Below are 25615 nucleotides of genomic sequence, written 5' to 3'. Positions count from 1 at the left end.
GGCTCCGACGACTCAGCGGGAGGGTGCATGGCCCGGGCAGGATTGACGCCGGAACGGGTGGCCGTCGCGGGCGCCGAGCTGGCGGACGAGGCCGGGCTCGACCAGGTGACGATGGCGCGGGTGGCGCGGCGGCTCGGCGTGAAGGACGCGAGCCTCTACACGCACGTTCGCGGCCTGGAGGATCTGCGCGGACGGATCGCGCTGCTGGCGGCCGACGAGAAGACCCTCCGCATCGCGGAGGCCACGGCGGGGCGGGCGGGCAAGGACGCGCTGGTCGCGTACGCCGACGCCTGGCGGGGTTACGCCCATGAGCATCCGGGCCGCTACACCGCGACGCAGGTCTCGATCCGGATCGACCCCGAGCTGGCCGCGAAGGCTCCCGGGCCGCGGCGGGCCGTCGAGCTGACGTACGGCATGCTGCGCGGCTACGGACTGGCCGAGCCCGATCTGACCGACGCGGTCCGGCTGCTGCGCAGCACGTTCCACGGATTCGTCGCCCTGGAGGCGGCCGGGGGGTTCGCGCACGCGCGTTCGCCCCAGCAGTCCTGGGTTCGCGCCCTCGACGCCCTGCACACCCTCCTGGAGCACTGGCCCGCGTCCCGAGAAGGAACAACCTGATGACAGAACCGTCGACCGGCAGCCTGCGCGTGAACGGCGCGACCCTGCACTACGAGGTGCGCGGCCGGGGCCCGCTCCTGCTGCTGATCCCCGGGGGAACGGGTGGCACGGCCTCGTTCGACGCCGTCGCCGACCAGCTGGCCACCGAGTACACCGTCGCGGCCTACGATCCGCGCGGGATGTCCCGGAGCACGCTGGACGACCCGGAGGCCGAGCAGCGGGTGGCCGAGCACGCCGATGACGCCCTGCGCGTACTGGATCTGCTGTCGCCCGGCGCACCGGCCCGGGTGTTCGGCAGCAGTTCCGGTGCGATCGCCGCCGTGCACCTGCTCACCGCCCGTCCCGACCGAGTGGCACACCTCGTGGCGCATGAGCCGCCCCTGGTGGAGGTCCTGCCGGATGCTGCCGAACACCGTGCGCTCATCGCGCGGGTAGGGGATACGTTCCGCGCGCAGGGGCTCATGCCGGCGATGAGCGTGTTCGCGGCGGGCCTGAGGAAGGACGGCGACAGCGCGGGGCCGCGGGCCGAGGTCGCGCTCCCGCCCCAGGCGGCGGCGCGGGCCGAGCGGACGATGGCCGACTTGCCGTACTTCGTGGGACGCATCGTGCCGAGCTTCATGTCCTACGCCCCGGACGTCCTCCGGCTCCAGGCGCTGTCGGACCGGCTCACGCTCGCCTGCGGCCAGGACTCACGCGGCGAACTGCCCTACCGTCCGGCCGAGTTCCTCGCCGAGCGTCTCGGCACACCACTCGTGCACTTCCCCGGCGGGCACACCGGCCTGACCACCCACCCCGCCGAGTTCGGCGAGGCCCTCCTGAAGGCGCTCGCCTCGGGCACGGCGGGCTAGAAGGGGGCAGCGGCGGGCCGGTCCGCGAGCGTACGTCGTCGCAGTGCCGGGGTGGTGAGCGATCGCGGGGTCCACACGCCGTCCGGAGGGTAGATGTCGGTGCCGGGCGGCACGATCTCGTCGATGCGGTCGAGGGCGGCGTCGTCGAGCGTCACGGATATGCCCTTGAGCGTGTTCCGAAGCTGGTCCATCGTGCGCGGGCCGATGATCACCGATGTGACGGCGGGGTGCGCGAGAGGGAAGGCGATCGCCAGCTCCGGCAGCGTGCAGCCCACTTCCTCGGCGACGGCGACGAGTTGCTCGACGGCCTCCAGCTTCGCGCCGGTGCGTGGCGCCGACGGATCGAAGCGGGCGGGGTTCAGGGTGGGGCGTCCGCTGCTCAGGTCGAGGGGCCGGTCCTTGCGGTAACGGCCGGTCAGGAAGCCCGAGCCCAGCGGGCTCCAGGTCAGCACCCCCATCCCCAGACGCTGCGCGACCGGCAGGACGTGTGTCTCGACGCCTCGGGCCAGCAGTGAGTAGGGCGGCTGCTCCGTACGGAACCGCTGGAGACCGCGGCGGTCGGCCACGTGGTAGGCCTCGACGATCTCGTCCGCGGGGAAGGTGGAGCAGCCGAACGCCCTGATCTTCCCCTGGCGCACCAGGTCCGTCAGGGCGGAGAGCGTCTCCTCGATGTCGGTGGTGTGGTCCGGCCGGTGCACCTGGTACAGGTCGATCCAGTCCGTGCCAAGACGCCGCAGGCTCTCCTCGACTTCGCGGATGATCCAACGCCGGGAGTTGCCACCGCGGTTGGGGCCGTCTCCCATGGGGAAGTGGACCTTGGTCGCGAGGACCACGTCGTCGCGGCGGTCCTTCAGCGCCTTGCCGACGACCGTCTCCGACTCCCCGGCCGAGTACATGTCGGCGGTGTCGATGAAGTTGATGCCCTCGTCCAGCGCGGCGTGGATGATCCGTACGCAGTCGTCGTGGTCGGCATTGCCGACGGAACCGAACATCATGGTGCCGAGGCAGTAGGGGCTGACCTCGATGCCGGTTCCGCCCAGAACGCGGTGGCGCATACGACCCTCCTTGGGTGTCGCCTTGGATGTGCCCTCTTGGACGCCGTGACCTTATGAGATCGAGTGCGCTCCAAGGCAAGCACTGCTCCAGCCACCTGCCGCGTACAGCGGGCCTAAGCCGAGGCCGTCGGCACCCAGTAGCGGCACTTGTCGCCGACGACGTCGAGGAACTCGCCGCCGTTCGCGTCGATCACGCGCCGGGACGCGGTGTTCGTCTCGTCGACGGTCAGGAGGGCCCGCGTGATGCCGAGCGAGGCGGCGACCGGCAGGGCCGCGGCGAGCATCGCGGTCGCGTGCCCCCGGCGCCGGGCGCTGGGGCGTACGTCGTAGCCGATGTGGCCGCCCACCTGCTCCAGTCGCCGCGTCAGCCGGTGCCGGATCGCCAGTCTGCCGAGCATCTGGTCGCCCGCGGCCCACCACAGCGTGGTCATCGGCACGAAGCCCGCTGCCCGCACCCCGCTCTCGTGCCGCTCGGCCCGCAGTCGGGCCACGTAGGTGTCGAAGGCCTCGGCATCGGCCAGGGCGGCCGCGTCGACGTCAGTGACGAACCACGGCGTGGGGTAGTCGCGGTCCGCCCGGAACTCGGCCACCGCCGCCAGGAACGACGACCGCAGCCGGGTGGTGGGCTCGATCAGCCGGGGCCTGTCCCAGCCCTCCATACGACGACCTCCGTCCGGCCGACCGGTCAACGCGCGCGGGCGATTGCGGTCAAGCCGTGGCGTGGTGCCGCTTGTCCATCTCGGGAGTGGAGGAGCGGTCCGCCTCGTCCCTGGCGAGCAGGGAGAGCAAGGAGGCCACGGCCAGCCCGGATTCGGCCGGGTGGCGCAGCACCTTGCTGGGGTCGATGCGGTACGTGTTGGTCCGCCCCTCCCGGGTGTGGGAGAGGTAACCGTCCTCTTCCAGGTCCGCGATGATCTTCTGGACCGCACGCTCGGTGAGGCGGCAGTGCGCGGCGATGTCGCGGATGCGCGCGTTGTGATTGTCCGCGATCGCCGCCAGCACCCGCGCGTGGTTGGTGAGAAACGTCCATCCGGTGTGTGACTCGGGCACTCCATCCATACGCCAACTCTAGCGACCCGACGTACACGATTTCAAAAACACGTACTACATTTCAGGTATTAGTTGACGTGTGTACGCCGCACCGGGCAGCCTGGGAGCGGCGAGAGGCGATAACGAGAGGGAGCAGCCATGCCGGAGCCCGCATACTCTGAGCAGTCCCTCCCGAGAGAGGGCGATGACTTCGGTGAACGAGACCGGACATCCCTCCCCCTACCGCCGTTGCCCACGACGGTGGACGTCGTTCCGGGCAGTTACCGGATGAGCGTGCTGGTGCGGGGGCAGCTCGACCTCGACTCCGGGCAGCGGCTTCGGTCCGGCTTGCGCCACACCGTCAGCCGGTCGGCCCGCACCATCGACCTCGATCTGAGCGGAGTGGGGTTCTGCGACTGCTCGGGTCTCAATCTTCTGCTCAGCCTGCGCCAGTGGGCGGTGGAACAGGGAAAGGCCATCGTCATCAGTGCCAGCAGCCCGGCTGTCGAGCGGATCCTCGAGCTGACCGGGACCCGCGACCTGTTCACCGCTGAGGTCCAGGAGGAGGAGATGGTGACGGACCCGGCCGTCCGTGACGCGGAACCCGTCGGCAGTGATGCGGAGAAGGAGGAGTCGGAGCAGGAGCTGCGGGTCGTGGTCGCCCAGTTGCGGCGGGCCATGCAGACCCGGCCCACCATCGACCTGGCCCGCGGCATCCTGATGTCCTCCTTCAACCTGAGCCCCGAGGCCGCCTGGGAGGTCCTGGTCACGACCTCGCAGAACACCAACACCAAGCTGTACCGCCTGGCAGGGGACCTGGTGGGCACCGTCCAGGGTGGCGCGCTGTCCGAAGCCGTGCGGGAACAGGTCGCCGCCGCCGTGGCCAAGACGAACACGGCACAGCCGAAGTCGTCCGGAGCGTCGCGTCCGACCTGAGCGCCGCGGGGGGGGCGACGGCCCTGCTAGCCGGCCTTCTTCTTGTCGAACCAGATGGTCGCCGCCGTGGGGACCAGTCCGGCCCAGAAGAGGAGTTGGGGCACGGCCCGGTCCGTCCAGGGGATCTCGGCGATCAGCACCGCGCATGTCATGGCCCAGGCCGCCTGGGCCATGACGACACGGGCCCAGCGGCCGCGGCGGATCAGGGAACGGACGTTGAGCCGGACGCCCGTACGCAGTCGGCGGTAGCGGCGCCAGGCCCCGAAGGCCCAGATCACGCCCATGATGAACAGGAACCACAGGCGCTGGCCGACAGGGATGGGCAGCTCGGGGGCGGGCCGGTCGTCCGAGGGGAAGAGGTCGACCATGGCGCCCGCCAGGCCCACACAGAGCAGGGCGAGCCAGCGCGTGCCGCGCAGGAGGCGGTACGTGGCGTGGTCGAGCTGCTCGCGCATGTCGGCGGAGTCCGGCTCGGCGGCGAGGGCGTCCGCGTACAGCTCGGCGGCCTGGGTGGCTCCCACGCCCGGCGCCTGGGCCGCCTTCGTCGTCTGGCGGGCCAGGGCCTCCGCGTGGTGGGGGTCGATGCGGAGGATGGCCTCGTCGAGCATGTCGGAGACCGTGCCGTTTCCGGCCATGCTCGCGATGCGGTGCGCGATCTCGTGGGCGTAGATGTCCTCGGGGCCCAGCCGGAGTGCCTCCATCGCGACATCGGCGGCTTCGCGGGTGACGCGGTCGATGGCCTCGGCGGTGAGTTGCCGGGCGCCGCTCTCCTGGCTGTAACGGACCAGCGCCTCGCGCCACATGGCGTCGGCGAGCATGGCGTGGGCGAACGAGTCCTCGGGGGCGACACGGATCAGCTCGCGCAGTACGGGCTGGACCTTGAGCCAGCCGTTGTCGCTTACCATCGCCTGGGCGCGCAGGCGCAGCGCGCCGTAGTCCTCGGGGGCCAGCTTGAGGGCTTCGTCGGCCGCCGCCGTCGCGTCCTTGGGCCGCTCCTGGCTGAGGTGGCAGTAGCCGATCTTGACCCAGGCGCGCAGGTCGCCGGGGTCCTCGGCGAGGTGGCCGGCCAGGAGGGCCAGGGCCTGGTCGTAACGGTCGAGTTCGATCAGGGCCTGGGCCTTCTCGACGGTCGGGTGCAGCGTGCTCACAGCTTCCGCTTCTTCTTCAGATAGGTGATCAGGTCGTCGTACGCGCCGCCGTCGTTCGCGTACATGGCGACGTTGCGCGCCGACGCGAACCACGGCTCGGTGGACGGCACGGTCTGCTTCGCGGCGTTCAGCAGGTCCCGCATGCCGATCATCCGGACCGTGCCGGTGCGCGCCGACTCCAGCAGGGCGCTCTCGGCCGCCGCCTCGCACAGGTGGGCCAGGTCGGCGCCGGACAGGCCGTCCGTCGCCTTGACGAGCTTGCCCAGGTCGACGTTCTCGACGGGGCGTTCCTGGAGGTGGTAGCGGAGGATGCTCTCGCGTGCCGGGGCGTCGGGCGGCAGGACGAGCAGGGTGCGGTCCAGGCGTCCGGGCCGGCGCAGGGCGATGTCCACGTCCCAGGGGGCGTTGGTGGCGGCGAGTACGAAGACGCCTTCGTTGGCCGCGGAGTCGATGCCGTCCAGCTCGGTCAGGAGCTGGTTGACGGTGTTGCGCATGCCGCTGTGCTGGGTGCGGCTGCGCTTGGCGCCGAGTGCGTCGAGTTCGTCGAGGAAGATGACGCAGGGGGCCTGGCGGCGGGCGGTCTGGAAGATCTCGTGCATGTTGCGCTCGGAGTTGCCGATCCACATGTCGAGGACGTCGTTGACCGACACGGACAGGAAACCCGCCCCGAGTTCACCGGCGATCGCGCGGGCGATGAACGTCTTGCCGCAGCCGGGCGGCCCGTACAGCAGGAGCCCGCCGCGCAGGCTCTTGCCGTACAGCTTGCGCAGCTCGGGGTTGCGCATCGGGGCGAGGAACGCCGCCTCCAGGCGCTCCTTGACCTCGTGCATGCCGCCGACGTCCGCCAGGCGGATCGTGCCGGGAGTGTCGACGTCCCAGGCGGCGGCGCCCTCGGGGTCGCCGCTGCCGTCGGTGGCCAGGGGGGCCTCGACGAAGCGGGGCGGGATCACGTCGCCGACCTGGTCCGCGGCGGCACGCCAGTCGAAACCGGTGCGGGCTTGGGGGCTCGCGGCATCGGTCGCCGGGGCTTCGGTCGCCGTCGGTTCGGTCGCCGCGGGCGGGGGCGGCTGCTGGGGCGGGGCTTCGGCGGCGGGCGCGGCGGCAGGCCCGGCGGGCACGCCCATCGCGCGGGCCATCAGCGCACGGGCCTGGCCGTCGCCCGGCGCGTGCTGCAAGGCGACGGCCACCTCCGCGACGGCGGCGTCCGGCTGCCCGGCGTCCAGCATCAATTCGGCCAGGTGCAGCCGCAGCGGTACGTCGGCGGGCGCCGCCTCAACGGCCGTACGCAAGCTTCGTATCAGGGGGGAGTCCTCGGACATGCGGCTACTTTATGTACACGTTCTCCCCGGCCCGCCCCCGGGATGGGTCAGCCCACCGTCAGCGGCCCGCGTCAGACTTCGGCCGACGAACGGATCCACCAGAGGGACAGGGAGATCCCATGGAGCGAAGAAGCGGCGGTGCGCTGCTCGCCACGGCGGTGGCCGCGACGGGTCTGGTGGGCGCGGCGGCCGTGCCGACGCCGGCCGCGGACACGGCGACAGCGACAACCACGGCGTGCGTCATGCGTGAGGGCAGCGCGCACACGGACTGGACCGGGATGTCCTGGGACGCGGACATCCTCTGCGACAACGCGCAGGGCGACGTGCGCCTGCAATCCTTCACGAGCAGCCCCGTGGTCGGCCGGATGGTGACCACCCGCAGCTGGTTCGTGTGCTGGAAGGTCGGTGACCAGCACGCCGGGGGCAACAACATCTGGTACTACACCCAGGCCGACGAGGTCGTCTCGCGCCCGACCGCGAAAGGCTGGGGCTACATGCCCGCGGTGATGCTGGAGACACCGCAGGACCCGGTGCCCGGCCTGCCCAAGTGCTCATGGGGGTGACGGAGATGACGCACAGGACCGACACGACGGGTGAGGGGCCATCGGCTCGGCGGGAGCGGCGCGGTGGCGGACGCCGTACCGCCGGGGCCGCGCTGCTGGCCGCGGCGATGACCGCGATGTTCCTGCCTGCGACCGCTTCGGCATCGGCTTCGGTTTCGGCGGGGCCCGTCTGCTATGTCCGGGACGGCGTACGGCACACGGACGTCAAGGGCCACACGTACACCAAGGACCTGTACTGCGAGAACGCGGTGGCGGACGTCTTCGCGACCCCGGAGGTCTACGGAACGGTCATCGCCAAGCTGAAGACCTCACCGAGCTGGTTCGTGTGCTGGGAGAGCGGCGACCTGCACCAGGGCGGCAACCGCATCTGGTACTACACGCAGGGCGACGAGGTGACCAACTGGCCGCTGTGGAAGGGCTGGGGGTACGTCCCGGCGTTCCGCATCGAGACCGAGCCCGACCCGTTCCCCGGCGTACCGGCCTGCATGCCCAGCTGACCGACCCCTCCCCCACTGACGTTTCGCCAACCGACTTCAGGAGTGAACCCGTGGCACTTTCCCACGTGGCACGACGCGGACGGATCGCCGTGTCGGCCCTCATCCTCACGGCGGCGGCCGCCGCCTGGCCCGCGGCTCCCGCCACGGCGGCCACCACGGCCACCACGGCCACCACGGCCGACGTGACCTGCGTCCTGCGGCCCGGCATCGTCCACAAGGACACGCTCGGGAACACCTTCACCGGCGACCTCTACTGCGCCAACGCCCCGGGAGACCTCTACGGGCGCCCGGCCTTCGACGCCCCTGTGACGGGGCGCCTCAAGACCACCCAGAGCTGGTTCGTGTGCTATTCGATCGGCGAGGCCCACAAGGGCGGGAACAACATCTGGTACTACACGCAGGGCGACGAGACGGTGAACCTGCCCGGCATCAAGGCATGGGGCAACATGCCCGCCAGCAGCGTCCTCACCAGCACCGACCCGTTCCCCGGGCTTCCCCCCTGCCCCTGGCACTGAGCGCCCCCGTGCCGTCGAGCGCCGCCCGGGCCCTGATCACCTAGACTCGGCCAATGGCGAAGTACTTCGACGTGCACCCCGACAATCCCCAGCGGCGCAGCATCACCAGCGCGGTCGACAGCATCCGCTCCGGTGCGCTCATCGCGTACCCCACGGACTCCTGTTACGCACTGGGATGCCAGCTCGGCAGCCGTGACGGCATCAACCGGATCCGTACGATCCGTGACCTCGACGAGCGGCACCACTTCACGCTCGTATGCCAGAACTTCGCGCAGCTGGGTCAGTTCGTCCATCTCGACAACGACGTGTTCCGCACCATCAAGGCCACCACCCCCGGCCGCTACACCTTCATCCTGCCCGCGACCAAGGAAGTCCCCCGCCAGCTGCTGCACCCGAAGAAGAAGACCGTCGGGGTCCGCATCCCCGACCACACGGTGACCCAGGCGCTCCTCGCCGAACTGGGCGAACCGCTGCTCTCCAGCACACTTCTGCTGCCCGACGAGGACGAGCCGCTCACCCAGGGCTGGGACATCAAGGAGCGGCTCGACCACGTCGTGGACGTCGTCATCGACTCCGGTGACTGCGGCACCGAGCCGACGACCGTCATCGACTTCTCCGGCGGCGAGGCCGAGATCGTACGGCACGGCGCGGGCGACACCTCGCGGTTCGCGTAGCGGCCGCCGCTGAGGGAAGCGTGCCGTCGGTCAGCGGCGCCGACGGCTCTGCGGGGACCATCCGGCGCCGAGGCCGGCGAGGTGCAGCGCGGTCAGTGTCAGGCCGAGAAGCAGCAGGCTGGTGTTGCCGAAGAAGATGTTGGTCGAGGTCTCGGTGAGGTGCAGGATCCAGGCTACGGCGAACACGACTGCGGCGGCGATAGCGAGCACAGTAGTTACTCCTTCGGGCAGCGCGGACCGACGCCGCGCGGCGATACGGGGGGTGGCTCACGGGCCGGTTTCCCCCGGGCGGCCCGTCTATGCACCTGGCTGCGCACCGGTCTCCAGGGGTGCCCTGACCGCTCGGAAAGGACCCCGCTACTGTCAGCTCCATGTGCGTGGGGAACAGGCCCGTCTCGTGGGCCGGGCCGAAGCACGACGAACCGGTTCCGAGCGCACCGCGGGAGAGAGCGACATGACCGAACACCAGCCTGAACCCCAGGCCGAGGACGAGCGGGACGACGAGTCGTCCCCCGGCCTGCGGGAGGCGAGACGGCTCGCCGCCCAGGCGCGACAGCTCCAGAACCAGGTGACCGAGCTGGAGGTGCAGGTCCGCGCGCGCCCCAAGATCGCGTTGGCCGAGGGCATCCTGGTCGAGCGGTACGGCCTCGCGGACGCGGACGCGGCCTTCGCGCTGATGCGCCAGGCATCCCAGCGGGCCAACATCAAACTGCACCAGGTGGCCATCGCGGTCGCCCGCACGCCGGGCCCCGCTCAGGGCGCCGCGGTCTGGTTCGGCACCCGGCAGAAGCGGCCGGCACCGTCGCTGACCACGCTCGCCGCGGGCACGCTCGACGAGCGGAACCAGGGCGAGGTGCTCGGCGCCGCGCTGCGCCGCGTCCTCAACATCACCAGTACGAACATGGGCAACGTGCAGTTGATCGAGGACGGCACGCTGCGCATGGAGAAGCACGCCGGGCTGCCCCGGCAGTTCACGGACTACTTCGCGTTCGTCGACGGCGGCACCGCCTGCTCGCGGGCCGCCGCCGCCAGCCACCAGGTCACCGTCAAGGAAATCGCCTCGTCGCCCGGCTTCGACGACACCACCCGCCGCGTGATCCTCTCGGCGGGCAGCCGCGCCTGCCACAGCGTGCCCCTCGTCGACGACGCCGACACCGTGCACGGCGTCATCTCCTCCCACCACGCGCGCCCCTTGGCCGGCTTCACCCAGGCACAGCTCAAGGCGCTGCACCACACGAGCCGTACCGTCGGCACATGGATCGACTGGCACCGGCGCACGGTCCTCCTCGACGCCCTGGAAGACCTTCACCAGCTGGCTCTCGCCCAGGAGCGGTAGCGGCGCGGCGGGAGCAGCGCGCCGTCGGGGCGGTGACCGAGGCGTTGCCGAATCTTCACGTCACGGCACTCTTCTCTTTCGTTTCCAGGGGCACCCGTCAGGGCGTCCTCAACGGAAAGGGGAGCGGCATGATCGCGGTCGCCGTCCTGCTCCTGCCGGGGCTGGCGCTCCTGCTGTTCGTGACGGTGCGCCTGGAGGACGGGCTGCTCGACCCCAAAGGCCAAGCCTCTGCCGCCCGTCACGCCCGGCATGCCCGTCGGCACCATCTGCGCCTGATCCCCGGTGGCGCGGGCGCGTCGGCGTCGTCGAACGGCCACCGGTTCCTACGGGACCGGGACGCCGCCTGAACGGAATACGCGGCCGGGGTCCGGACGGAATTCGTCAGGACCCCGGCCGCGGCCGTGCTGAGGATTTCGAAGGCGAATCCCCTTTGGCGCGGTGGTGAGGGGACGTGAAAGTCTACGGCCATGACGATGAATGACTACGACCGTGTGCGCGCCGGGATCGAGGCCATGACGGCATACATTTCCGGTGAACAGGTCATGGACGAATATGTCGCGGAGAAGCGAGCCGCCGACGGCAATCTCGACCAAGTCGCCGACAGCGCGACCGCGTTGTGTGCCGCATTGCTCCTTCAGCTCGCCGAGATGACCGGAAAGACCCAGCACGAGGTGTTGCAGGAGCTGGCACACGGACTCAACCGCAACGAGGCCGAGCAGCGGGACTGACCGCACCAGAAGGAGCAGGCCCATGGACAGTCCGCCGCCGACCGCGCACGGAGCGTGTGCCGGGTTTCCGCACGGGGACGGTGACGGCCGCGTGCCGGTGGCCGCGTCCTTGGACCGCTCCTCGGCGTGGGCGCTGCGCCGCGCGGCCCTGCGCCGCACTCCGGTGTCGATGTGGAACGACGACGTCTCGGACTGGGCCGCGGCGCTGACGTACTACGCGATCCTCTCCCTGCTCCCGGCCCTCCTCGTCACGGTCAGCCTGATCAGCCTCGTGAGCCCCGCCACGACCGAGGCGCTCATCGCCGAGGTCACGGACTGGGCGCCCGCGGAGTCGGGCCGTTCCCTGCACGAGGCGCTCAGCGAGATGGCCGACGCCCGTTCCGCGGCCCTCGCGGTGGTGATCGGCGGAGCGGTCAGCGCCCTGTTGTCCGCGTCGAGTTACTCGGCCGTGTTCCGGCGGGCACTGCACGCGATGTACGGGGTGGAGGACACCCGGCCCGCGCTGCGCAAGGCGCACCGCGTCCTCATGACGGCGCTGACGCTCCTGGCGCTACTGGTCACCAGTGCGCTGCTGCTCGTCCTGACCGGCCCGCTCGCCGAAGGGCTCGGGCGGCGCGTCGGCGTCGGCGGCGCGGGACAGACCGCCTGGAATGTTCTGAAATGGCCCGCTCTGGTCTGCCTGGTGGGGATGCTCGTCCTCGTGCTCTTCCGCAACGCGCCGCCCGCCGCCCGCGGTTGGCGTCAGATCCTGCCGGGCGGGGTGCTCGCCGCGCTGCTCTGGCTGCTCTCCTCGGCCCTGTTCACCTGGTACGCGTCGGGGTTCGGCAGCTACGGAAAGCTCTACGGCTCACTCGCGGGCGTAGTCGTCTTCCTGGTGTGGCTATGGGTGTCCCATCTGGCGCTGCTCGCCGGGGCGCAGTTCACCGTGGAGCTGGCCCGCGCGCGGGCCGCCGCCCGGTGACGGCGCTCGGGTAGCCGCCGGGGCCCGGCGCCGGCGATCAGCTCGTGCGAGGGTGTCAGGCGGCTCCGTCGTACGGGGTGACGCGGCGGTACGCGGCGCGTGCGGAGAGCAGGCGGCCCGTCGTCGTGCCGATGAGGGCCGCCGCCAGCAGGCAGGCCATCCAGCCGGGGTCCCGGTGTCCCGCCCAGGAGATCTCCCCGGTGGGGTGGGTGGCGAAGAAGTTGAGCAGCGCCCAGCACAGCAGTGCCGTCCCCGGCGCCGCCGCGAACCGGCCCAGCATGCCGAGGACCGCGGCGAGCAGGGACAGCGCGGCGAGAGCGAGGCCGGTGCGGTCGAGGGCGCCGAGCAGGTCGAGCGTGCTCACCAGCACGAAGGAGCCCCAGGAGGCCGCTGTCCAGACGAAGGGTGTGGCCAGGGGCTCGGGGACCGCCCTCGCGCCCTTGGCGATGTACCGCCACTCCACCACCGTCGGTTCCTCCCCACCACCGGGCGCCGGGCACGACAACGGCCCGGGCCCCTCCACAGCCAATTCGTCGAGCAGATTGTCGCACCACTTCCGAAGGGCGAGGAGGCGGCCGCCAGCCGTCGATGCGGACGGCTCGGCGTGCTTGGGACGCGCGGCTCGAGGAACCCGTCGGCGTTGGACAGCGCGCGCCGCGACGGCGCCCGGCAGCCCGTACCGGAGGTAGCGATGGCACGGACGGACCGATACAAGGCCGTGGAGGACGACAGCGGAGCGGGAGGTGAGGGGGATGACGCGGTGGACCGGCGGCGAGCGCCGCTTCCGCCGCTGGCACGGGCTTTCGCGATGCTCGTCGCCTTTGCCGGGATGGTCGCCTTCGGAGTGGTGCTCACCCGGCTGACCCTGGAGCCGTCGGCGGCTTCCGAGGCGCTGACGCACAGCAACTTCAAGCCCGGCGACTCCATTCGCGACTACCTCGCCCAGCCCGCCTTCCGCGACACCGTCAAGCAGATCGGCGGCAACATCCTGCTGGGCGTTCCGTTCGGGCTGCTGCTGCCCGTGCTGTTCCCCCGTGCTCGCGGTCTGGTGCGGGTGGCCATCGTCACGGCGTTGACCATGGTGCTCGTCGAGCTGGCCCAGGGCGCGTTCGTGACGGGGCGGACCTTCGACATCGACGACGTCATCCTCAACACGACGGGCGCGCTCCTCGGTTACCTCGTCCTGGGGCGCCGCCTCGGGCGGGCCGTGCATCCCCGACGCCGGCACTGGTGGCACCGGTTCACCCGGCGGGGCCCGGCGGGCGTCTGACCGGGCACTCGCGTCTGGAAAGGTGAATCAGCCCGGCGAATGTCACCCAATGCGTTTATTCACCCCCCTGGTTGGTAACTCGCTGTAGCGAAAGCCTCGCGTGAGGGACCCTCTGCGGAAGGCAGGCACATGTCCGTAAGCATGCTGGCCATCCTGGGCGCTGCGGTGGCGATCGTGACCGCGCTGCTGCTCGCCCGCCCGCTGAACCAGACGACCACCGACGACCTCCGGCGCCGCTTCGGCCCCGAGTTCGACCGCGTGGTGGCGCGGCACCGGGGGGACTCGGAGGCCGCCGAGCGGGAGCTGAGCGAACGTCTGCGGCGCTTCGGGAGCCTTCGCGTCAAGGGTCTGACGACGGCGGCCCGCGAGCGCTACCACTCCGAATGGGCCCTGCTCCAGGCGCGGTTCATCGAGGCCCCGGGGCAGACGGTCGCCCAGGCGAACGCCCTTCTGAACCGGCTGGCCGCCGAGCGCGGCTTCCCCGCCGAGTCGCGTGACCGCCAGGCCGACGCCCTTTCCCTGCACTGCCCCCGCCACGCTCACGGCAGTCGCGTGCTGCACGCGGCGGCGCAGCGCGCCGCCACGGGTGATACGGACACCGAGGCCATGCGCCACGCCATGCTCGCCGGATACGAGCTGTTCCACGAGCTGCTCCTCCCCCGCCCGCAGGACCGCAGGGCCGACGCGCTGGCCGGCCACCCGCGGCCGCACCGCCCCTTCGGGGTCCCGTCCCAGCGATCCGCGCACTCCACGCGCCACTGACGCCACCACCCGGAGCTGCCGGGTCCGAGGGCCGAGGGCCAGGGGCGCTTCGCCCCTGGCCGCACGCCCCCCATACGCTGTGCGGATGTTGGTCTACGCCCCGGCGGCCCTGCTCTTCCTCGTCTTCTCCTGGCGGGTTCTGCGTGAACGCCGAAGGTTCGGCAACGCCGTGCTCCTGGGACTCGCCGTGCTCTGCGCGCTGGTCGCCTGGATGTCCCGCCTGGTCAGGTCGGGATCGACGTCCGGCCTGGTCGTCGCCTGCTCGCTGCTCGCGGTGTGCGCGCTCGGGATCCTCGTCCTCACGTACCTGCTCTTCGTCAACGGCCTGCGGATGGTGCGCAAAGAAGGCAGGAGCCCGGCGAATCTGCTCTCCCTGATGGCCGCTCTGGGCATCGCCGGCGTCATCGCCCTCGTGATCACAGCCGCGGTGGTGCGCACGCCCCTGCTCGTCGGGGTCGGGGCGGCCGCCCTCGGTCTGTCGTCGTACGTGTCGTTCCTGTTCCTGAGCTTCGTCTGTTACGCGTTCCTCTACGGGCGCTTGCAGGTCCGCCGCAAGGCCGACTTCGTGGTCGTCCTCGGCTCGGGCCTCGTCGGCGGCTCCACGGTGCCGCCGCTGCTGGCCAGTCGGCTGGAGCGGGGGCGTGAGGTGCACGCGCGGCTCACCGGGCGCGGCGATTCCCCCGTGCTCATCACCTCCGGCGGGCAGGGCCCGGACGAGGAGCTGCCGGAATCCCACGCCATGGCCGACTACTTGACGGACCGCGGCTTTCCCGCCGACCTGATCGAGCGTGAGGACCGGTCGACGACGACGGAGGAGAACCTGCGGTTCAGCAAGGCCATCATGGAGGCGGCGAAACCCGGCTATCGCTGTGTCGTCGTCACGAACAACTACCACGCCTTCCGTGCCGCGCTCACCGCCCGGCGGGTCGGGGTCAGGGGCCAGGTGGTGGGCGCGCCCACGGCCGCGTACTTCTGGCCCAACGCCACGCTCCGCGAGTTCGCCGCCGTACTCGTCGCCTACCGGCGGACCAATATCGCCATCTGCCTGCTGTTCGTCCTCGGCGGGGTGCTGGTCTGGTCGGTCCGCTGACCGCCGGGCCCGGCGCGCGGCGTGGTCGCGGCTACTCCGCGTGGCCGTGTCCGACGCGCCGACCGCGCCGGTTGGGCCTTGCATGAGGGCAGCGCGGAGTCCGCAGGGACGGCATGCTCCCGGCCGCGCGAAGGATCGAGGTCTGTCTCATGCGCGTCCGTCCCACCGTCACCGCAGCCGTGTTCACCGCAGCGGCGTTCGCCACGATGGCGCCACCCGCGCTGGCCGAGACCGCAGCCCCGACGGCGCCGCGGACACAGGCCGGTACGCAGCCCTCGCTGTCGATCACGCCGAGCCCCGGCAGGCCCGGACAGTCGGTGGTCGTCTCCGTCAGCGGCGGCTGCACCGCCGCGTCGGCCACCGCGACTTCGGACGCCTTCACCCAGAGCGTCCCGCTGTCCACCGGCTCGGCCGGGATCTACACGGGTACGGGCACCATCCGCGCCGACGCCCGGCCCGGCAGCCACACCGTGGACGTCGCCTGCCCCGGCGGCGGCACGTCCACGTACTCGATCACCGTGGGCGGGGCGGCGGCCACCACGGCCCCTGACCGGGGTGTGCGCGCGGGGACCGGCGGGTCCCGGACCGCCGAGGCCGTCTATGTGGGGGCGGGCCTCGCCCTCGTCTTCGCGGCGGGCGGGTACATCGTGTACCGGATGCGCCGCAGGGAGTTCTGACGAGGCGATCGCGCGGGACGTCCTGACACACCAGCGGCCGGGAGGAGTCTCCCGGCCGCTGGTGCTCGGCGCGCTCGCGCGCGCGGGACGTCCGCTCAGGCCGCTGCCCCGAGGACGTCGTCGATCTTGCGGAGGAAGTCGTCGAGGTCGTCCGGGGTGCGGGAGGTGATGAGGTCCCAGTCGTTGGCACCGCAGTGCATGACGGACTTGTCGACCCAGGTGCCCTTGGCGTTGCGGATGTCGGTGGCGACCGAGGCGTACGACGTCAGGGTCTTGCCGTCGAGCACGTCCGCCTCCACCAGCAGCCACGGGCCGTGGCAGATGGCCGCCACCTTGCGGCCGGACTCCGCGAAGGAGCGGACCGCCGTGACGGCGCTCTCCTCCAGGCGGAGGCTGTCGGCGTTGACGGTGCCTCCGGGCACCAGCAGCAGGTCGTACGAGGAGGTGTCGGCCTCGGACAGGGTGAGGTCGGCGTCGACGGTCTTGCCTGGGTCCTTGTCGCCGACGAGGGTGCGGATCTCCTCCGCCGACACGGCGGCCACGTCGACGTGCGCGCCGCGGGAGCGCAGGTGCTGCACCGGCACCACCAGCTCGTCCTGCTCGACTCCGTAGTTGGTCACGACCGCCAGTACGCGGCGGCCGTTCAGGGTGTTGTCAGCCATGACGTTGCCTTTCCTGGTGCTGTGCTGTGTTGGGGCGTGCGGGGATCGGCGCGGTGGCCGCTCAGTGGGCGGTGCGTCCGGACAGTTTGCGGTACACGAACAGGACGACCACCGATCCGATGACGGCGGCGATCCAGGTCGACAGGTGGAAGAAGCCGTTGATCGACTCCACCCCGAAGATCAGCTTGCCGAGCCAACCGCCGAGCAGTCCGCCCACGATGCCGAGCAGCATCGTGATGATCACCCCGCCCGGGTCCTTCCCCGGAGTCAGTGCTTTCGCGATCGCTCCGGCGATCAAGCCGACCAGAATCCAGGCGATGACGCCCACGGTGCTACCTTCCGTTCACTTTCGAAGTCGATCGGTCACTCCGGTACCCGCCTTCAGCATGACCACACGGCGGGGAGCCGCCAGACGAGTCCGGCGACCGGAGTAAGGATCGGGTGCCCCTGGGGTCGCGGCGCCACTCGGGACCAACGACTCCCGTGGGAAGGCAGGAAGTCCTTCCCACAGCGCCTTCGACGAGGCGATCGTCATGCCGTACGGGTCACGGCAGGGGCATCAGCCGGTAGAAGACGGTGGCGACGAGGTCGCGGGCGTAGCGCGCGTCGAGCGGACCGGGGCGGAAGAGGATGCGGTACATCATCGGCGCCACGACGTGATCCATCACCGTGTCGGTGGCGGGCACGTGTTCGCCGCGTTCGGCCGCGCGGCGCAGGATGGTCTCGACCTGCTCGACGGCGTAGGCGGAGCACTGGCCCGCGTTGCCCCCGTCGGGGTCACCGGCGAGGGCGTCACGGAGGTAGGAGCGGCCCGGCGGGGAGGACATCTCCTCCAGGAAGCCGGTGGCCCAGTGCTCCAGGTCCGCGCGGAGGTTCCCGAGGTCGGCCGGGGGCGTCTCGGGGCGCAGTCGCTCCACCGCGACGTCCGCCAGGAGTTCCTGGAGGTCTCCCCACCGCCGGTAGATCGTCGAGGGGGTGACACCGGCGCGCACGGCGATGCGGGGGACGGTGAGATCGCCGCCCTCCGCCTGTAGTTCGCGCACGGCGGTGTGCACCGACTGCTGGACTCGGGCGCTGCGTCCTCCGGGACGGATGGCTGGTCGTGGGCTCACCTGCCCCACATTAACGCAAAGACATTGCCGTAAGGGCAGCCCTCCCCTGGGTACGAGTCGCTTCCTCGTATGCGCGTCCTGTCCGCAGGATCGTGGCCTCGTCGAAGGCCCTGCCGATGAGCTGCATGCCGATGGGGAGTCCGGCGCTGTCGGCTCCGACCGGCAGGGTGAGTGCGGGCAGGCCCGTGACGTTGGCCGGTGCCGACAGCCGTATGTAGGTCTCGGAGACGCCCTCCTCGGTCCCGTCCGGCCAGTGCACGGTCCGCTGGTCGCGGTGGGCGGCGGTGGAGGTGACCGTCGGCGCGGCGATGACGTCGACGGTTTCGAACAGCCGCGTCCAGGCGTCGCGCAGGAGCGTGCGGGCACGCCGGGCGCGCAGATGGTCTGCGGCGGGGATGAGGACGCCTGCTTCGAGAAGGGTGCGGACGTCGTCGGAGTACAGCTCGGCGGAGGTGCGCAGGGTGCGCTCGTGGTAGGCGGTGGCTTCGGGGACCATGAGTCCCCAGTGGGTGGCCTGGATGTACTCGCTCATCGGGATGTCGACGTCGACGAGTTCGGCGCCGAGTTCCCGCAGATCGTCGATGGCGTCGCGGACCGCCTCCTCGACCTCGTGCTGGATCCGGTCGAAGTAGTGGTTGCGGGGGACGCCTACGCGCAGGCCGGTCAGGCTCCCTTCGGCGGGGCGGGGTTCGGGGGCCGGTGAGGTGGCGTGCTCGCCCGCGAGAAGCGCTTCGAGTACGAGTTCGGCGTCCGCGACGGTACGGGTGATCGGCCCCACGTGGTCCAGGGACCAGGACAGGGGTGTCACACCGTCCACCGGGACGCGTCCGTAGGTGGGCTTCAGGCCGACCACGCCGTTCAGCGCGGCGGGGACCCTGATGGAGCCGCCGGTGTCCGTACCCAGGGCGAAAACCGCCTCGCCCGCGGCGACCGCCACGGCCGAGCCGCCGCTCGAACCGCCGGCCACCCGGTCGTGGTCCCACGCGTTGCGGGTCTGGGGAGTGATCAGTCCGTACGCGAACTCGTGCGTGTGCGTCTTGCCCAGCAGGACCGCCCCGGCCGCGCGCAGCCGGGCCGCGACCGTGCTGTCGCGGTGGGCCGCGGGGGCCTCGGCGCGCACGCGTGAACTGGCCGTGGTGGGCAGGCCCGCGACGTCGATGAGGTCCTTGAGGCCCATCGGGATGCCGTGCAGCGGGCCGGCGTACCGGCCCGCCGCGATGTCCTTCTCCGCCCGCGCGGCCGCCTGACGTGCGGCGTCGGCGAGAACCGTCACATAGGCGCCGAGGTGGTCCTCCACGGACTCGATCCGGTGCAGCACGGAGTCGGTGAGTTCCACGGGCGAGAGTTCTCCCGCCGCGATGGCCCGCGCCGCTTCGGTGAGCGTCAGCTCATACGGCCGCATCGTCCCCCGCCTCCCCCAGGTCGAGGTCGCGCAGTACGCCGATGACGCTCTGGATGTGGTTGGCCGTGGCCGTGACCAGCTCCAACCGGTCGGCGTCGAGGGGCAGTCCGGCCCGCAGGGCCCAGCGGGCCGCCTCGTGCGGGAGAAGGTCGGGGAGGGCCTGCGGGGTCGATGGGGTCGGTGGGGTCGACGTGGTCAACGGGGGTCCCTTCGAGCGAGGGCGGAAGAGTGGCGAGGCTCCGGGGATCCGGGGATCCGGGGAGAGGCGGAATGACTCCCGCCGCTAAAGCAGAACATTTGCGTTAGGGGGACCGTACGGCATACCGTCACTTAACGCAAAGAGATTGCTTTAGCGTCGCTCCGAGCTGAAGGACACCCCGATGCCCCAGGACCTCTCCCCCGCTTCCTCGACTCCCCCGGCCCCGAACTCCCCCGAGCCCACCCCGAGTTGGGCAGTGGGCGACCTGCTCGTGCACCGCGTCGACGAGGTGGCACTGCCCGCCCCCACCGGTCCTTGGCTGCTGCCCTCCGCCACGCCCGAGGTCGTTCACCGCACCTCGTGGCTACAGCCCGAGTTCGCCGGGCCCGACGGTGTCCTTCGACTGGCCAGCCACACCTTCGCCGTCGAGGTGAACGGGCTGCGCGTCCTGATCGACACGGGCATCGGCAACGGCAAGAGCCGCGCCAACCCGGCCTGGCACGACCTGAATACCGGCTACCTCGGCCGGCTGACCGCGGCGGGCTTCGCACCGGAGAGCGTCGACCTCGTCGTCCTGACCCATCTGCACACCGACCACGTCGGGTGGAACACCCGTGACGACGGCGGGAGTTGGGTACCCACCTTTCCCAACGCCCGCTACGTGACGTCCCGTACCGAATGGGACTACTGGGCGGGCAGGGAGCTGGAGGGGCCTCGGCAGCAGATGTTCCGGGACTCCGTCCACCCCGTCCGGGACGCCGGGCTGCTCGACCTCGTGGACCTGGCGGGCCCCGAAGCCGAAGTGGCCGACGGCATAAGCCTGTTGACCACCCCCGGCCATACGCCGGGACACGTCGCCGTGCGGCTGCACGGCGCCGGGCGGTCCGCCGTCGTCACCGGGGACTGCGTGCACCATCCGGTGCAGATGCGCCACCCCGAGATCACCAGCTGCGTCGACACCGATCCGGACCGGGCCATCCGCACCCGCCGGGCCCTCCTCGCGGCGCTCGCCGACACCGGAACCCTGCTCCTGGGCGGTCATTTCCCGCCGCCGACCGCCGGTCTCGTCGTCTCCGACGGCGACGGCTACCGCCTCGACACGGCGTACCCCCACCGGGACGACGACGCCTCGGCCCCCGGCGAGCAGGCCGGGAGCCGAGGCTGAGAATCGAGGGTCGAGGGTCGAGGGTCGAGGGTCGAAGGTCGAGGGTCGAGGTCAGTAGAGCTTGTTCACGGCCTTGGCCGTCGTGGCCTTGAAGTCGGCGACCTGGGCGTTGGCGAAGTTGCCCATCTGCCCCCACTGCACGAGCGTCACCGTCCTGCCGTCGCGGCCCACCGAGAACATGTTGATGTCGGAAGCCCCCCACGACGCGGCGGTGTGGACGCCGTAGACGTGGGCCCCTTCCTCGGCGTTCACCTTGCCGTAGTACTTCTGCTTCGCCGTGATGTCGGGGTACTTCTTCATCACGTCCTCCGCGCAGCCGTCGAGCTTCTTGCGCAGCAGGGCCGCGAACTCCTTGGCCCGTCGCTCATCGCGCTCGACCACGGTCACCTGGAGCGCACCCGTGTCCAGGTCGGTGCGGTACGCGCGATGTACGGAAGTCGAGGGCAGCGCCTCTCCGACGCACATCGGCAGCGGGTCCGGCTGACCCGGCGTCACCGGACCGGCGTACCAGTCCGACGACGCGTGGGGCGGCAGCTCGGAAGGTGCCAGGAAGCGGGGCGTGCCGGCCGCGGAGGCCGACACCGTCCCCGCGGCGACACCGGACGCGGCCAGCACGGCGGCCGCGGCGAACATTCCCTTGTTGACGCGCACGCTCATCCTCATTCGTTTCCCCCACGAGATTCGGTCCGTCACTCTGCCAAGGGCGGAACCGTCCGCCCTTGGATCCCACGCCCCGTACGACCCGCGGCACCCCCCGCCCGTTGCCCTCCCGCGCGTCACAGCTCTGTCTCCCATGTCACCGAACGGCAACACACCAGCTCACACAAGGCCGGTGACGGTCACGGACACCCGCAGAGGAACCCGCGCCCCCGCCACCCGGCGGACGGCCTCGGTGACGGCGGTACGCACCTCGCGGGTGACGTCCACGGCGCGGTGGCCGCGGCGCAGGACGACGTAGACCTCGATGTGCCATCGCTCGGCGCCGCCGCCCCGCGTCACCCGGACGCCCGAGGACCGGGGCGGTCTGCCGGAGGTGTCGCCCACCGCGCGTCGGCGTGCCAACGAGCTGGAGGCCCGCAGGAGTTGGGCGAGACCCGGGCGCAGGAAGGCGACCCCGGGGGTACCGAGGACCGCCCCCGCCACCGCGTCGGTCAGATCACCGGAAGCGAGTCGTTCCGTCACGGTCGCCTTCCCTCCACTGTGTCGTCGGGGCCGCCGGTGCCGTCCGTGCCGTCGGCGGTGTCGGTGACGTCGACGATCCTCACGTCGACGGCCGTGACCCGCATGCCCAGTTCCGCGTCGACCGCCTCCAGGACCCGGTGGCGGATTAGCTCCGCGACCTCCTGGAGGTGCCAGGTGAGGGCCACCGCCACTTCGAGGCGGATGCCGACCGGGCCACGCCGCAGGCGTCCCGCCGACACGGCCGAATCGGCGTGGGCCTCGGTGTCGGCGTCGGCGTCCTGCGCCCGGACCTCGATGCGGCAGCTGCCCGCCCGCACCCCGGGCAGGGTCTCCGCCGCCGCGCGGACGGTTCGCGCGGCGGCCGCCTCCACGATCCACGCGTCCTCTTCCTCCTCGCCCAGGGGAAGTGTCCGGCCGGGCCGCAGTTCGAGCCGCACCACGTCCATGACGCGGCCGACGAGCGCGGAGGCGTCGATCTCCCGCTCCGGTGGTTCCGTCTCACGCGCGGCGGAGACGACCTCCTCCAGATGGCGCAGGGTGTTCAGCGCCTCGGTGCAGTGCGGGCACGCGGCGGCGTGGGGGTCGTTCCCGCCGGTCTCCCACCGCTCCCACACGCTCCACAACTCCCGCCCGCAGGGCAGCGGTTCCCGCTCCGCGAGCCCGCCCGCCGGCTCGCCCCCGCCGACCGCCCCGCGCTCCTCGCCGGGTCCGGTCTCCTCGTTCACCGCCATGCGGCCATCGCCTCCGTGAGATAGCGCCGCGCCCTGAAGACGCGGCCGCGCACCGCCTCCGGACTGATCCCGACCGACTCGGCGATGGATTCGTAGGACAGGCCGTTCAGCTCGCGCAGCACCCAGCACACCCGTTGTTCCGGTGACAGCCCCGCCATCGCCCTGGTCAGGTCCGCCACCGCCGCGTGCCCCTCGGCCACCCGGGCGGGCGAGGCCTCGTGCTCCGGTGCCTGCGGCTCGGGCACGCCCTCCAGATGTACCGCGGGCCGGCGTGCGCGCAGCACGTTCAGGCACCGGTTCGTGACGATCCGGTGTATCCAGGTGCCGAATCGCGCGTCCCTGCGGAACTCCGGCAGCTTGCGCCACGCACTGACGAAGGACTCCTGCACGGCGTCCTCGGCCTCTGTCCGGCTTCCCAGCACCCGCGTCGCCAGCCGCAGCAGTCCCGGGGCATGGCGGCGCACCAGCTCCTCGAAGGCCTCTTCGTCGCCTTCCCCCGCACGCACCGCCAGCAATCCGTCGTCGCGCCGTGCGGACTCGTCCGGTCCGTCCTGCGGCGCTCCGCCCCGCTCCCCGGGCACACGCGGCTCCTCTCATCCAGGTCGTGCTCGTACGACACACGGAAGGCCGCCCGCGTTACGCGGCGAGGAAACGTTACCTCCCGGAAGGAGAAGTTTTTCCGAGGCGCGTAACGAATCCCCTTCGGTCGTGTCAGACAAGCGGGGAACCGGGCACCCGACCGGTACCGAACGAGATCTGGGCTCGACACGACATTCGATTCCGAGGAGACGCGGGCATGGCGAATCAGGACATCCACTCGAACGCGACCACGTCCGGTGGCATCGACACCGGATCCACCAGCTCCACCGGCTCCACCGGCACGATCCAGAAGAGCGCGGGCACCACCACCGTGACGGGGGGCACCGGGCCGGGCGAGCCTGCCGCCACCCGAGGGAAGACCTCCATCGCCGACGTCGTGGTCGTGAAGATCGCCGGGATGGCGGCCCGCGAGATCCCCGGCGTGTTCGACATGGGCGGCGGTCTCTCGCGCACCATCGGCGCGGTCCGCGACCGCGTCCCCGGCGGGCGTCCCAACGTGGGACGCGGGGTGAAGGTCGAAGTCGGTGAGCGGCAGACGGCGATCGACCTGGACATCGTCGTGGAGTACGGCGTGCCGATCACCGACGTCTCCCACGATGTGCGGGAGAACGTCATCGCGGCCGTGGAGCGCATCACCGGCCTCGAGGTCGTCGAGGTCAACGTCGCGGTCAACGACGTACGCCTGCCCGACGACGACACCGCGGACTCGGCCGGCGAGACGCGGGTGGAGTGACGCCGCTGCCCCCTGTCTCCTTCTGCGGTGTGAGGTGAGTGGTGAGCACAGCTCTGGTAGGCATGATCGCCGGGATGGCCCTGGGGTTCGCCGGATGGTTCGGCGGTTTCGGCGCCTTTCTCCTGGTCGCGGCGCTCGGCGCGGTCGGCTTCGTCGCGGGGCGTCTGGTGGAGGACGGCACGGACCTGCGGGACTTCCTCGGCGGCCGTGAGCGGAGGCGGCGATGAGCACGCCTGCGGCGGAGCGCGGCTCGACGACCGTGGCCGAGCGCGCGGTGCGCCGCATCGCCGAGCGGGCGGCCACGGAGGCCCTGGCCCCGGGTGAGGTCCACGTGGGGCGGGGCTCGGCCGCCGTACGCGGTCGCCGGGCCCGGGTGGGCGTCGCCGTGACGCTGCCCTACCCCACCGTCCTCGACGAGGCGGGCGAGCGGGTGCGTTCGTACGTCGCCGACCGCACGGCCGGGCTCACGGGTCTGGCCGTGCCCTCGACCCGGGTCCGGGTGCGCGAGCTGCGGGTGCGGGAGCGCTCCGAGGGGGCGGTCACGCCCCCTTCAGCGGGGGCTAAGGGCCGGGCGTGGCGGCCGTGGTCCCAACGCCGGGTTCCCGTCGCGGTGTTGGCGTTCGTCTGTGCCGCGCTCTGTGGCCTTTTGCTGTACGACGTGGTGTCCGTGCACGCGGCCGACCGCTCTCCCGCGCGGTGGCGGGCTCACCTGATGGACTGGCTGGTCACGCGGGGTCCGGACAGGGGCGCGTGGCCCGGCGCGGCGATGGCGGCGGCCCTGTTCCTCCTCGGCGTGGTGCTGTTGGTGCTGGCCGTCACGCCGGGGCGTCGGCGCCTGCTGCCCATGGCGAGGCCGGATGCGGACGTCCGCGCGGTCCTCGACCGGCGTGCCGTGGCCTTTCTGCTACGGGACGCCGTGGCGGAGACGCCCGGGGTCACCCGGGTGCGGGTCGGTGTCGGGCGTCGGCGGGCGCGGGTGCGGGCCGGGCTCGGGTTCGGCCCGCCGGGTCCCGCGCGCCGGGCGGTGGCCGAGGCGGCGGAGGAGGCCTTGGCGGCCTGCGACCTGGCGAAGCCCTTGCGGCTGAGCGTACGGGTGCGGACCGAGCCCGCCTGGCGTGCCCCCGCACCGTCGGCGGACAAGTCGGCGATCGGTGTTGCCGGTTCGACGCGGAGGGGTGCCGATGAGCCGACTCCGTAGCGGGACCAATCGTGTGGCCCTGCTCGCGGTGGCGGCGGGGCTGCTGGTGTCGGGGGTGGCCCTGGCGTCCGCGGTCGGGTCGGTCCGCGAGCGGCTGCCCTCGCGCTGGCCCCGGCTCCCCGCCGACCGGACGTGGCTCGACGGGGAGGCCCTCGGGCGCTGGCGGGACCAGGGCTGGTGGCCGCCCCTTGTGATCACCGCGCTCTGCGTCGGCGTACTGCTGTTCCTGTGCTGGGGCGTGGCGCAGCTGCGCGCGGGGCGCCTGCGTGAACTGCCGCTCGGGCAGCCGGACGTGACCCTCTCCGGTGCGGCGCTGGCCGCGGCGATGGCCGAACGGGCGGGGGCCGTCGACGGTGTGGCCCGCGCGCATGTGACCCTCCTGGGCCGTCCCCGGCGGCTGCGGGCGCGCATCACGCTGGTGCTGGCCGCCGACAGCCGCCCGGAGGCGGTGCTGCGCGATCTGGCAGGGCAGGCCGTCGCCGAGGCGAGAGCGGCTGTGGCCCCACGCGCCCTGGAGGCCGAGGTGCGCCTGACGGTTCAGCGCCACAGGACGCGCCGCCTGCGCTGACGTGCCCGGCCCTTCGCCCCGCCCGTCAAGAGTGGTC

Annotated in this window: 36 protein-coding genes; 20 read left to right on the top strand and 16 right to left on the bottom strand. The window is 71.7% G+C overall.

The genetic code is table 11. The annotated features are described in order from the left end of the window. Positions 1-27: 27 nt before the first annotated feature. Both IG54_RS0112740 and IG54_RS0112735 read left to right on the top strand, forming a co-directional pair. On the top strand, positions 28-618 hold the full coding sequence (locus tag IG54_RS0112740; RefSeq protein ID WP_030781683.1) for a TetR/AcrR family transcriptional regulator: 591 nt from the start codon (positions 28-30) through the stop codon (positions 616-618). Next, positions 618-1466, top strand: a complete 849-nt coding sequence (locus IG54_RS0112735) for an alpha/beta fold hydrolase (RefSeq protein WP_030781680.1) — start codon at positions 618-620, stop codon at positions 1464-1466. The genes IG54_RS0112740 and IG54_RS0112735 overlap by 1 nt, the downstream gene beginning before the upstream one ends. On the opposite strand, the gene IG54_RS0112730 is transcribed toward IG54_RS0112735, so the two are convergent. From IG54_RS0112730 to IG54_RS0112720, 3 genes are all read right to left on the bottom strand, one after another. Beyond that, on the bottom strand, positions 1463-2521 hold the full coding sequence (locus IG54_RS0112730; RefSeq protein WP_030781677.1) for an aldo/keto reductase: 1059 nt from the start codon (positions 2519-2521) through the stop codon (positions 1463-1465). The genes IG54_RS0112735 and IG54_RS0112730 overlap by 4 nt on opposite strands. A gap of 113 nt (positions 2522-2634) precedes the next feature. Beyond that, positions 2635-3180: a GNAT family N-acetyltransferase gene (locus tag IG54_RS0112725; RefSeq protein ID WP_030781675.1), complete on the bottom strand. Its 546-nt coding sequence runs from the start codon at positions 3178-3180 to the stop codon at positions 2635-2637. Between the two features lie 49 nt (positions 3181-3229). After that, entirely contained in the window at positions 3230-3580 is a 351-nt protein-coding gene (locus IG54_RS0112720) for a helix-turn-helix transcriptional regulator (RefSeq protein ID WP_030781672.1), read from the bottom strand. Between the two features lie 219 nt (positions 3581-3799). On the opposite strand from IG54_RS0112720, the gene IG54_RS0112715 reads away from it, so the two are divergent. Next, complete coding sequence (locus IG54_RS0112715) at positions 3800-4486, top strand: ANTAR domain-containing protein (protein ID WP_234336130.1); 687 nt, start codon at positions 3800-3802, stop codon at positions 4484-4486. A 26-nt stretch (positions 4487-4512) separates the two neighbouring features. On the opposite strand, the gene IG54_RS0112710 is transcribed toward IG54_RS0112715, so the two are convergent. Together IG54_RS0112710 and IG54_RS0112705 are read right to left on the bottom strand one after the other, a co-directional pair. Next, on the bottom strand, positions 4513-5634 hold the full coding sequence (locus IG54_RS0112710) for a tetratricopeptide repeat protein (RefSeq protein ID WP_030781666.1): 1122 nt from the start codon (positions 5632-5634) through the stop codon (positions 4513-4515). Then, the gene (locus IG54_RS0112705; protein WP_030781663.1) at positions 5631-6953 is read right to left on the bottom strand and encodes an ATP-binding protein; all 1323 of its coding nucleotides are present in this window, start codon (positions 6951-6953) and stop codon (positions 5631-5633) included. Before IG54_RS0112705 ends, IG54_RS0112710 begins: the two co-directional genes overlap by 4 nt. Before the next feature lie 119 nt (positions 6954-7072). Here IG54_RS0112705 and IG54_RS39240 point away from each other — a divergent pair, with 119 nt between their 5' ends. Genes IG54_RS39240 through IG54_RS0112685 form a run of 4 tightly spaced genes read left to right on the top strand, consistent with a single transcriptional unit; the run spans position 7073 to position 9202 of the window. Beyond that, positions 7073-7516 carry a hypothetical protein gene (locus tag IG54_RS39240; protein ID WP_051819472.1) on the top strand — a complete coding sequence of 148 codons (444 nt, stop codon included), beginning with the start codon at positions 7073-7075 and terminating at the stop codon, positions 7514-7516. Positions 7517-7521: 5 nt separating this feature from the next. Then, positions 7522-8013 (top strand): hypothetical protein, encoded by a 492-nt coding sequence (locus IG54_RS39235; RefSeq protein WP_158708862.1) that lies wholly within the window; start codon positions 7522-7524, stop codon positions 8011-8013. Between the two features lie 50 nt (positions 8014-8063). After that, positions 8064-8528: a hypothetical protein gene (locus tag IG54_RS39230; protein WP_158708861.1), complete on the top strand. Its 465-nt coding sequence runs from the start codon at positions 8064-8066 to the stop codon at positions 8526-8528. 53 nt (positions 8529-8581) lie between these two features. Beyond that, positions 8582-9202, top strand: coding sequence for an L-threonylcarbamoyladenylate synthase (locus IG54_RS0112685; RefSeq protein ID WP_030781653.1), 621 nt, complete (start codon positions 8582-8584; stop codon positions 9200-9202). A gap of 30 nt (positions 9203-9232) precedes the next feature. Here the strand turns inward: IG54_RS0112685 and IG54_RS0112680 are convergent, their stop codons facing one another. After that, the gene (locus tag IG54_RS0112680; RefSeq protein ID WP_030781649.1) at positions 9233-9412 is read right to left on the bottom strand and encodes a hypothetical protein; all 180 of its coding nucleotides are present in this window, start codon (positions 9410-9412) and stop codon (positions 9233-9235) included. Between the two features lie 244 nt (positions 9413-9656). On the opposite strand from IG54_RS0112680, the gene IG54_RS0112675 reads away from it, so the two are divergent. From IG54_RS0112675 to IG54_RS0112660, 4 genes are all read left to right on the top strand, one after another. After that, positions 9657-10538, top strand: a complete 882-nt coding sequence (locus IG54_RS0112675) for an ANTAR domain-containing protein (protein WP_078594022.1) — start codon at positions 9657-9659, stop codon at positions 10536-10538. 128 nt (positions 10539-10666) lie between these two features. Continuing rightward, on the top strand, positions 10667-10885 hold the full coding sequence (locus IG54_RS0112670) for a hypothetical protein (protein WP_030781643.1): 219 nt from the start codon (positions 10667-10669) through the stop codon (positions 10883-10885). A 120-nt stretch (positions 10886-11005) separates the two neighbouring features. Then, positions 11006-11266, top strand: a complete 261-nt coding sequence (locus IG54_RS0112665) for a hypothetical protein (protein WP_234336128.1) — start codon at positions 11006-11008, stop codon at positions 11264-11266. Positions 11267-11288: 22 nt separating this feature from the next. Then, complete coding sequence (locus tag IG54_RS0112660; protein ID WP_078594020.1) at positions 11289-12227, top strand: YihY/virulence factor BrkB family protein; 939 nt, start codon at positions 11289-11291, stop codon at positions 12225-12227. 55 nt (positions 12228-12282) lie between these two features. On the opposite strand, the gene IG54_RS0112655 is transcribed toward IG54_RS0112660, so the two are convergent. Next, positions 12283-12693 carry a hypothetical protein gene (locus tag IG54_RS0112655; protein WP_030781634.1) on the bottom strand — a complete coding sequence of 137 codons (411 nt, stop codon included), beginning with the start codon at positions 12691-12693 and terminating at the stop codon, positions 12283-12285. 225 nt (positions 12694-12918) lie between these two features. On the opposite strand from IG54_RS0112655, the gene IG54_RS0112650 reads away from it, so the two are divergent. The 4 genes from IG54_RS0112650 (at position 12919) to IG54_RS39225 (ending at position 16026) form a co-directional block, all read left to right on the top strand. Then, positions 12919-13497 (top strand): VanZ family protein, encoded by a 579-nt coding sequence (locus tag IG54_RS0112650; RefSeq protein ID WP_234336127.1) that lies wholly within the window; start codon positions 12919-12921, stop codon positions 13495-13497. 129 nt (positions 13498-13626) lie between these two features. Beyond that, on the top strand, positions 13627-14259 hold the full coding sequence (locus tag IG54_RS0112645) for a hypothetical protein (RefSeq protein WP_158708860.1): 633 nt from the start codon (positions 13627-13629) through the stop codon (positions 14257-14259). An 85-nt stretch (positions 14260-14344) separates the two neighbouring features. Further along, a complete protein-coding gene (locus tag IG54_RS0112640; RefSeq protein ID WP_030781626.1) occupies positions 14345-15349 on the top strand; it encodes an ElyC/SanA/YdcF family protein in 1005 nt (334 codons plus the stop codon). Positions 15350-15498: 149 nt separating this feature from the next. Beyond that, positions 15499-16026: a hypothetical protein gene (locus tag IG54_RS39225; RefSeq protein ID WP_158708859.1), complete on the top strand. Its 528-nt coding sequence runs from the start codon at positions 15499-15501 to the stop codon at positions 16024-16026. Between the two features lie 95 nt (positions 16027-16121). Here the strand turns inward: IG54_RS39225 and IG54_RS0112630 are convergent, their stop codons facing one another. The 5 genes from IG54_RS0112630 to IG54_RS37885 form a co-directional block, all read right to left on the bottom strand. Continuing rightward, a complete protein-coding gene (locus IG54_RS0112630; RefSeq protein WP_030781621.1) occupies positions 16122-16688 on the bottom strand; it encodes a DJ-1/PfpI/YhbO family deglycase/protease in 567 nt (188 codons plus the stop codon). A 61-nt stretch (positions 16689-16749) separates the two neighbouring features. Beyond that, entirely contained in the window at positions 16750-17016 is a 267-nt protein-coding gene (locus IG54_RS0112625) for a GlsB/YeaQ/YmgE family stress response membrane protein (RefSeq protein ID WP_030781618.1), read from the bottom strand. A gap of 217 nt (positions 17017-17233) precedes the next feature. Beyond that, on the bottom strand, positions 17234-17800 hold the full coding sequence (locus IG54_RS0112620; protein WP_030781616.1) for a TetR/AcrR family transcriptional regulator: 567 nt from the start codon (positions 17798-17800) through the stop codon (positions 17234-17236). A 10-nt stretch (positions 17801-17810) separates the two neighbouring features. Continuing rightward, positions 17811-19202: an amidase gene (locus tag IG54_RS0112615; RefSeq protein WP_030781613.1), complete on the bottom strand. Its 1392-nt coding sequence runs from the start codon at positions 19200-19202 to the stop codon at positions 17811-17813. Next, complete coding sequence (locus tag IG54_RS37885) at positions 19189-19401, bottom strand: hypothetical protein (RefSeq protein WP_051819467.1); 213 nt, start codon at positions 19399-19401, stop codon at positions 19189-19191. Before IG54_RS37885 ends, IG54_RS0112615 begins: the two co-directional genes overlap by 14 nt. A gap of 181 nt (positions 19402-19582) precedes the next feature. On the opposite strand from IG54_RS37885, the gene IG54_RS0112605 reads away from it, so the two are divergent. Beyond that, on the top strand, positions 19583-20566 hold the full coding sequence (locus tag IG54_RS0112605) for an MBL fold metallo-hydrolase (RefSeq protein WP_051819466.1): 984 nt from the start codon (positions 19583-19585) through the stop codon (positions 20564-20566). A gap of 51 nt (positions 20567-20617) precedes the next feature. On the opposite strand, the gene IG54_RS0112600 is transcribed toward IG54_RS0112605, so the two are convergent. The 4 genes from IG54_RS0112600 to IG54_RS0112585 form a co-directional block, all read right to left on the bottom strand. Beyond that, entirely contained in the window at positions 20618-21223 is a 606-nt protein-coding gene (locus IG54_RS0112600) for a hypothetical protein (RefSeq protein WP_030781602.1), read from the bottom strand. Positions 21224-21385: 162 nt separating this feature from the next. Then, the gene (locus tag IG54_RS0112595) at positions 21386-21748 is read right to left on the bottom strand and encodes an Asp23/Gls24 family envelope stress response protein (RefSeq protein WP_030781600.1); all 363 of its coding nucleotides are present in this window, start codon (positions 21746-21748) and stop codon (positions 21386-21388) included. Next, a complete protein-coding gene (locus IG54_RS0112590) occupies positions 21745-22479 on the bottom strand; it encodes a hypothetical protein (protein WP_030781590.1) in 735 nt (244 codons plus the stop codon). The genes IG54_RS0112595 and IG54_RS0112590 overlap by 4 nt, the downstream gene beginning before the upstream one ends. Beyond that, complete coding sequence (locus IG54_RS0112585; protein ID WP_030781587.1) at positions 22470-23060, bottom strand: RNA polymerase sigma factor; 591 nt, start codon at positions 23058-23060, stop codon at positions 22470-22472. The genes IG54_RS0112590 and IG54_RS0112585 overlap by 10 nt, the downstream gene beginning before the upstream one ends. Positions 23061-23275: 215 nt before the next feature. Between IG54_RS0112585 and IG54_RS0112580 the strand changes: the two genes are divergently transcribed. Genes IG54_RS0112580 through IG54_RS0112565 form a run of 4 tightly spaced genes read left to right on the top strand, consistent with a single transcriptional unit; the run spans position 23276 to position 25578 of the window. Then, the gene (locus IG54_RS0112580; RefSeq protein WP_030781584.1) at positions 23276-23812 is read left to right on the top strand and encodes an Asp23/Gls24 family envelope stress response protein; all 537 of its coding nucleotides are present in this window, start codon (positions 23276-23278) and stop codon (positions 23810-23812) included. Between the two features lie 41 nt (positions 23813-23853). Continuing rightward, a complete protein-coding gene (locus tag IG54_RS41995) occupies positions 23854-24039 on the top strand; it encodes a hypothetical protein (RefSeq protein ID WP_030781581.1) in 186 nt (61 codons plus the stop codon). Further along, positions 24036-25010, top strand: a complete 975-nt coding sequence (locus tag IG54_RS0112570; protein ID WP_030781577.1) for a DUF6286 domain-containing Asp23/Gls24 family envelope stress response protein — start codon at positions 24036-24038, stop codon at positions 25008-25010. The genes IG54_RS41995 and IG54_RS0112570 overlap by 4 nt, the downstream gene beginning before the upstream one ends. After that, complete coding sequence (locus IG54_RS0112565; protein WP_030781574.1) at positions 24994-25578, top strand: hypothetical protein; 585 nt, start codon at positions 24994-24996, stop codon at positions 25576-25578. The genes IG54_RS0112570 and IG54_RS0112565 overlap by 17 nt, the downstream gene beginning before the upstream one ends. Positions 25579-25615 lie beyond the last annotated feature (37 nt).

The sequence above is a fragment of the Streptomyces sp. NRRL S-920 genome (assembly GCF_000717945.1).
GTDB classification, from domain to species: Bacteria; Actinomycetota; Actinomycetes; order Streptomycetales; family Streptomycetaceae; genus Streptomyces; species Streptomyces alboniger.
This window is presented reverse-complemented; position numbering and strand designations above follow the sequence as displayed.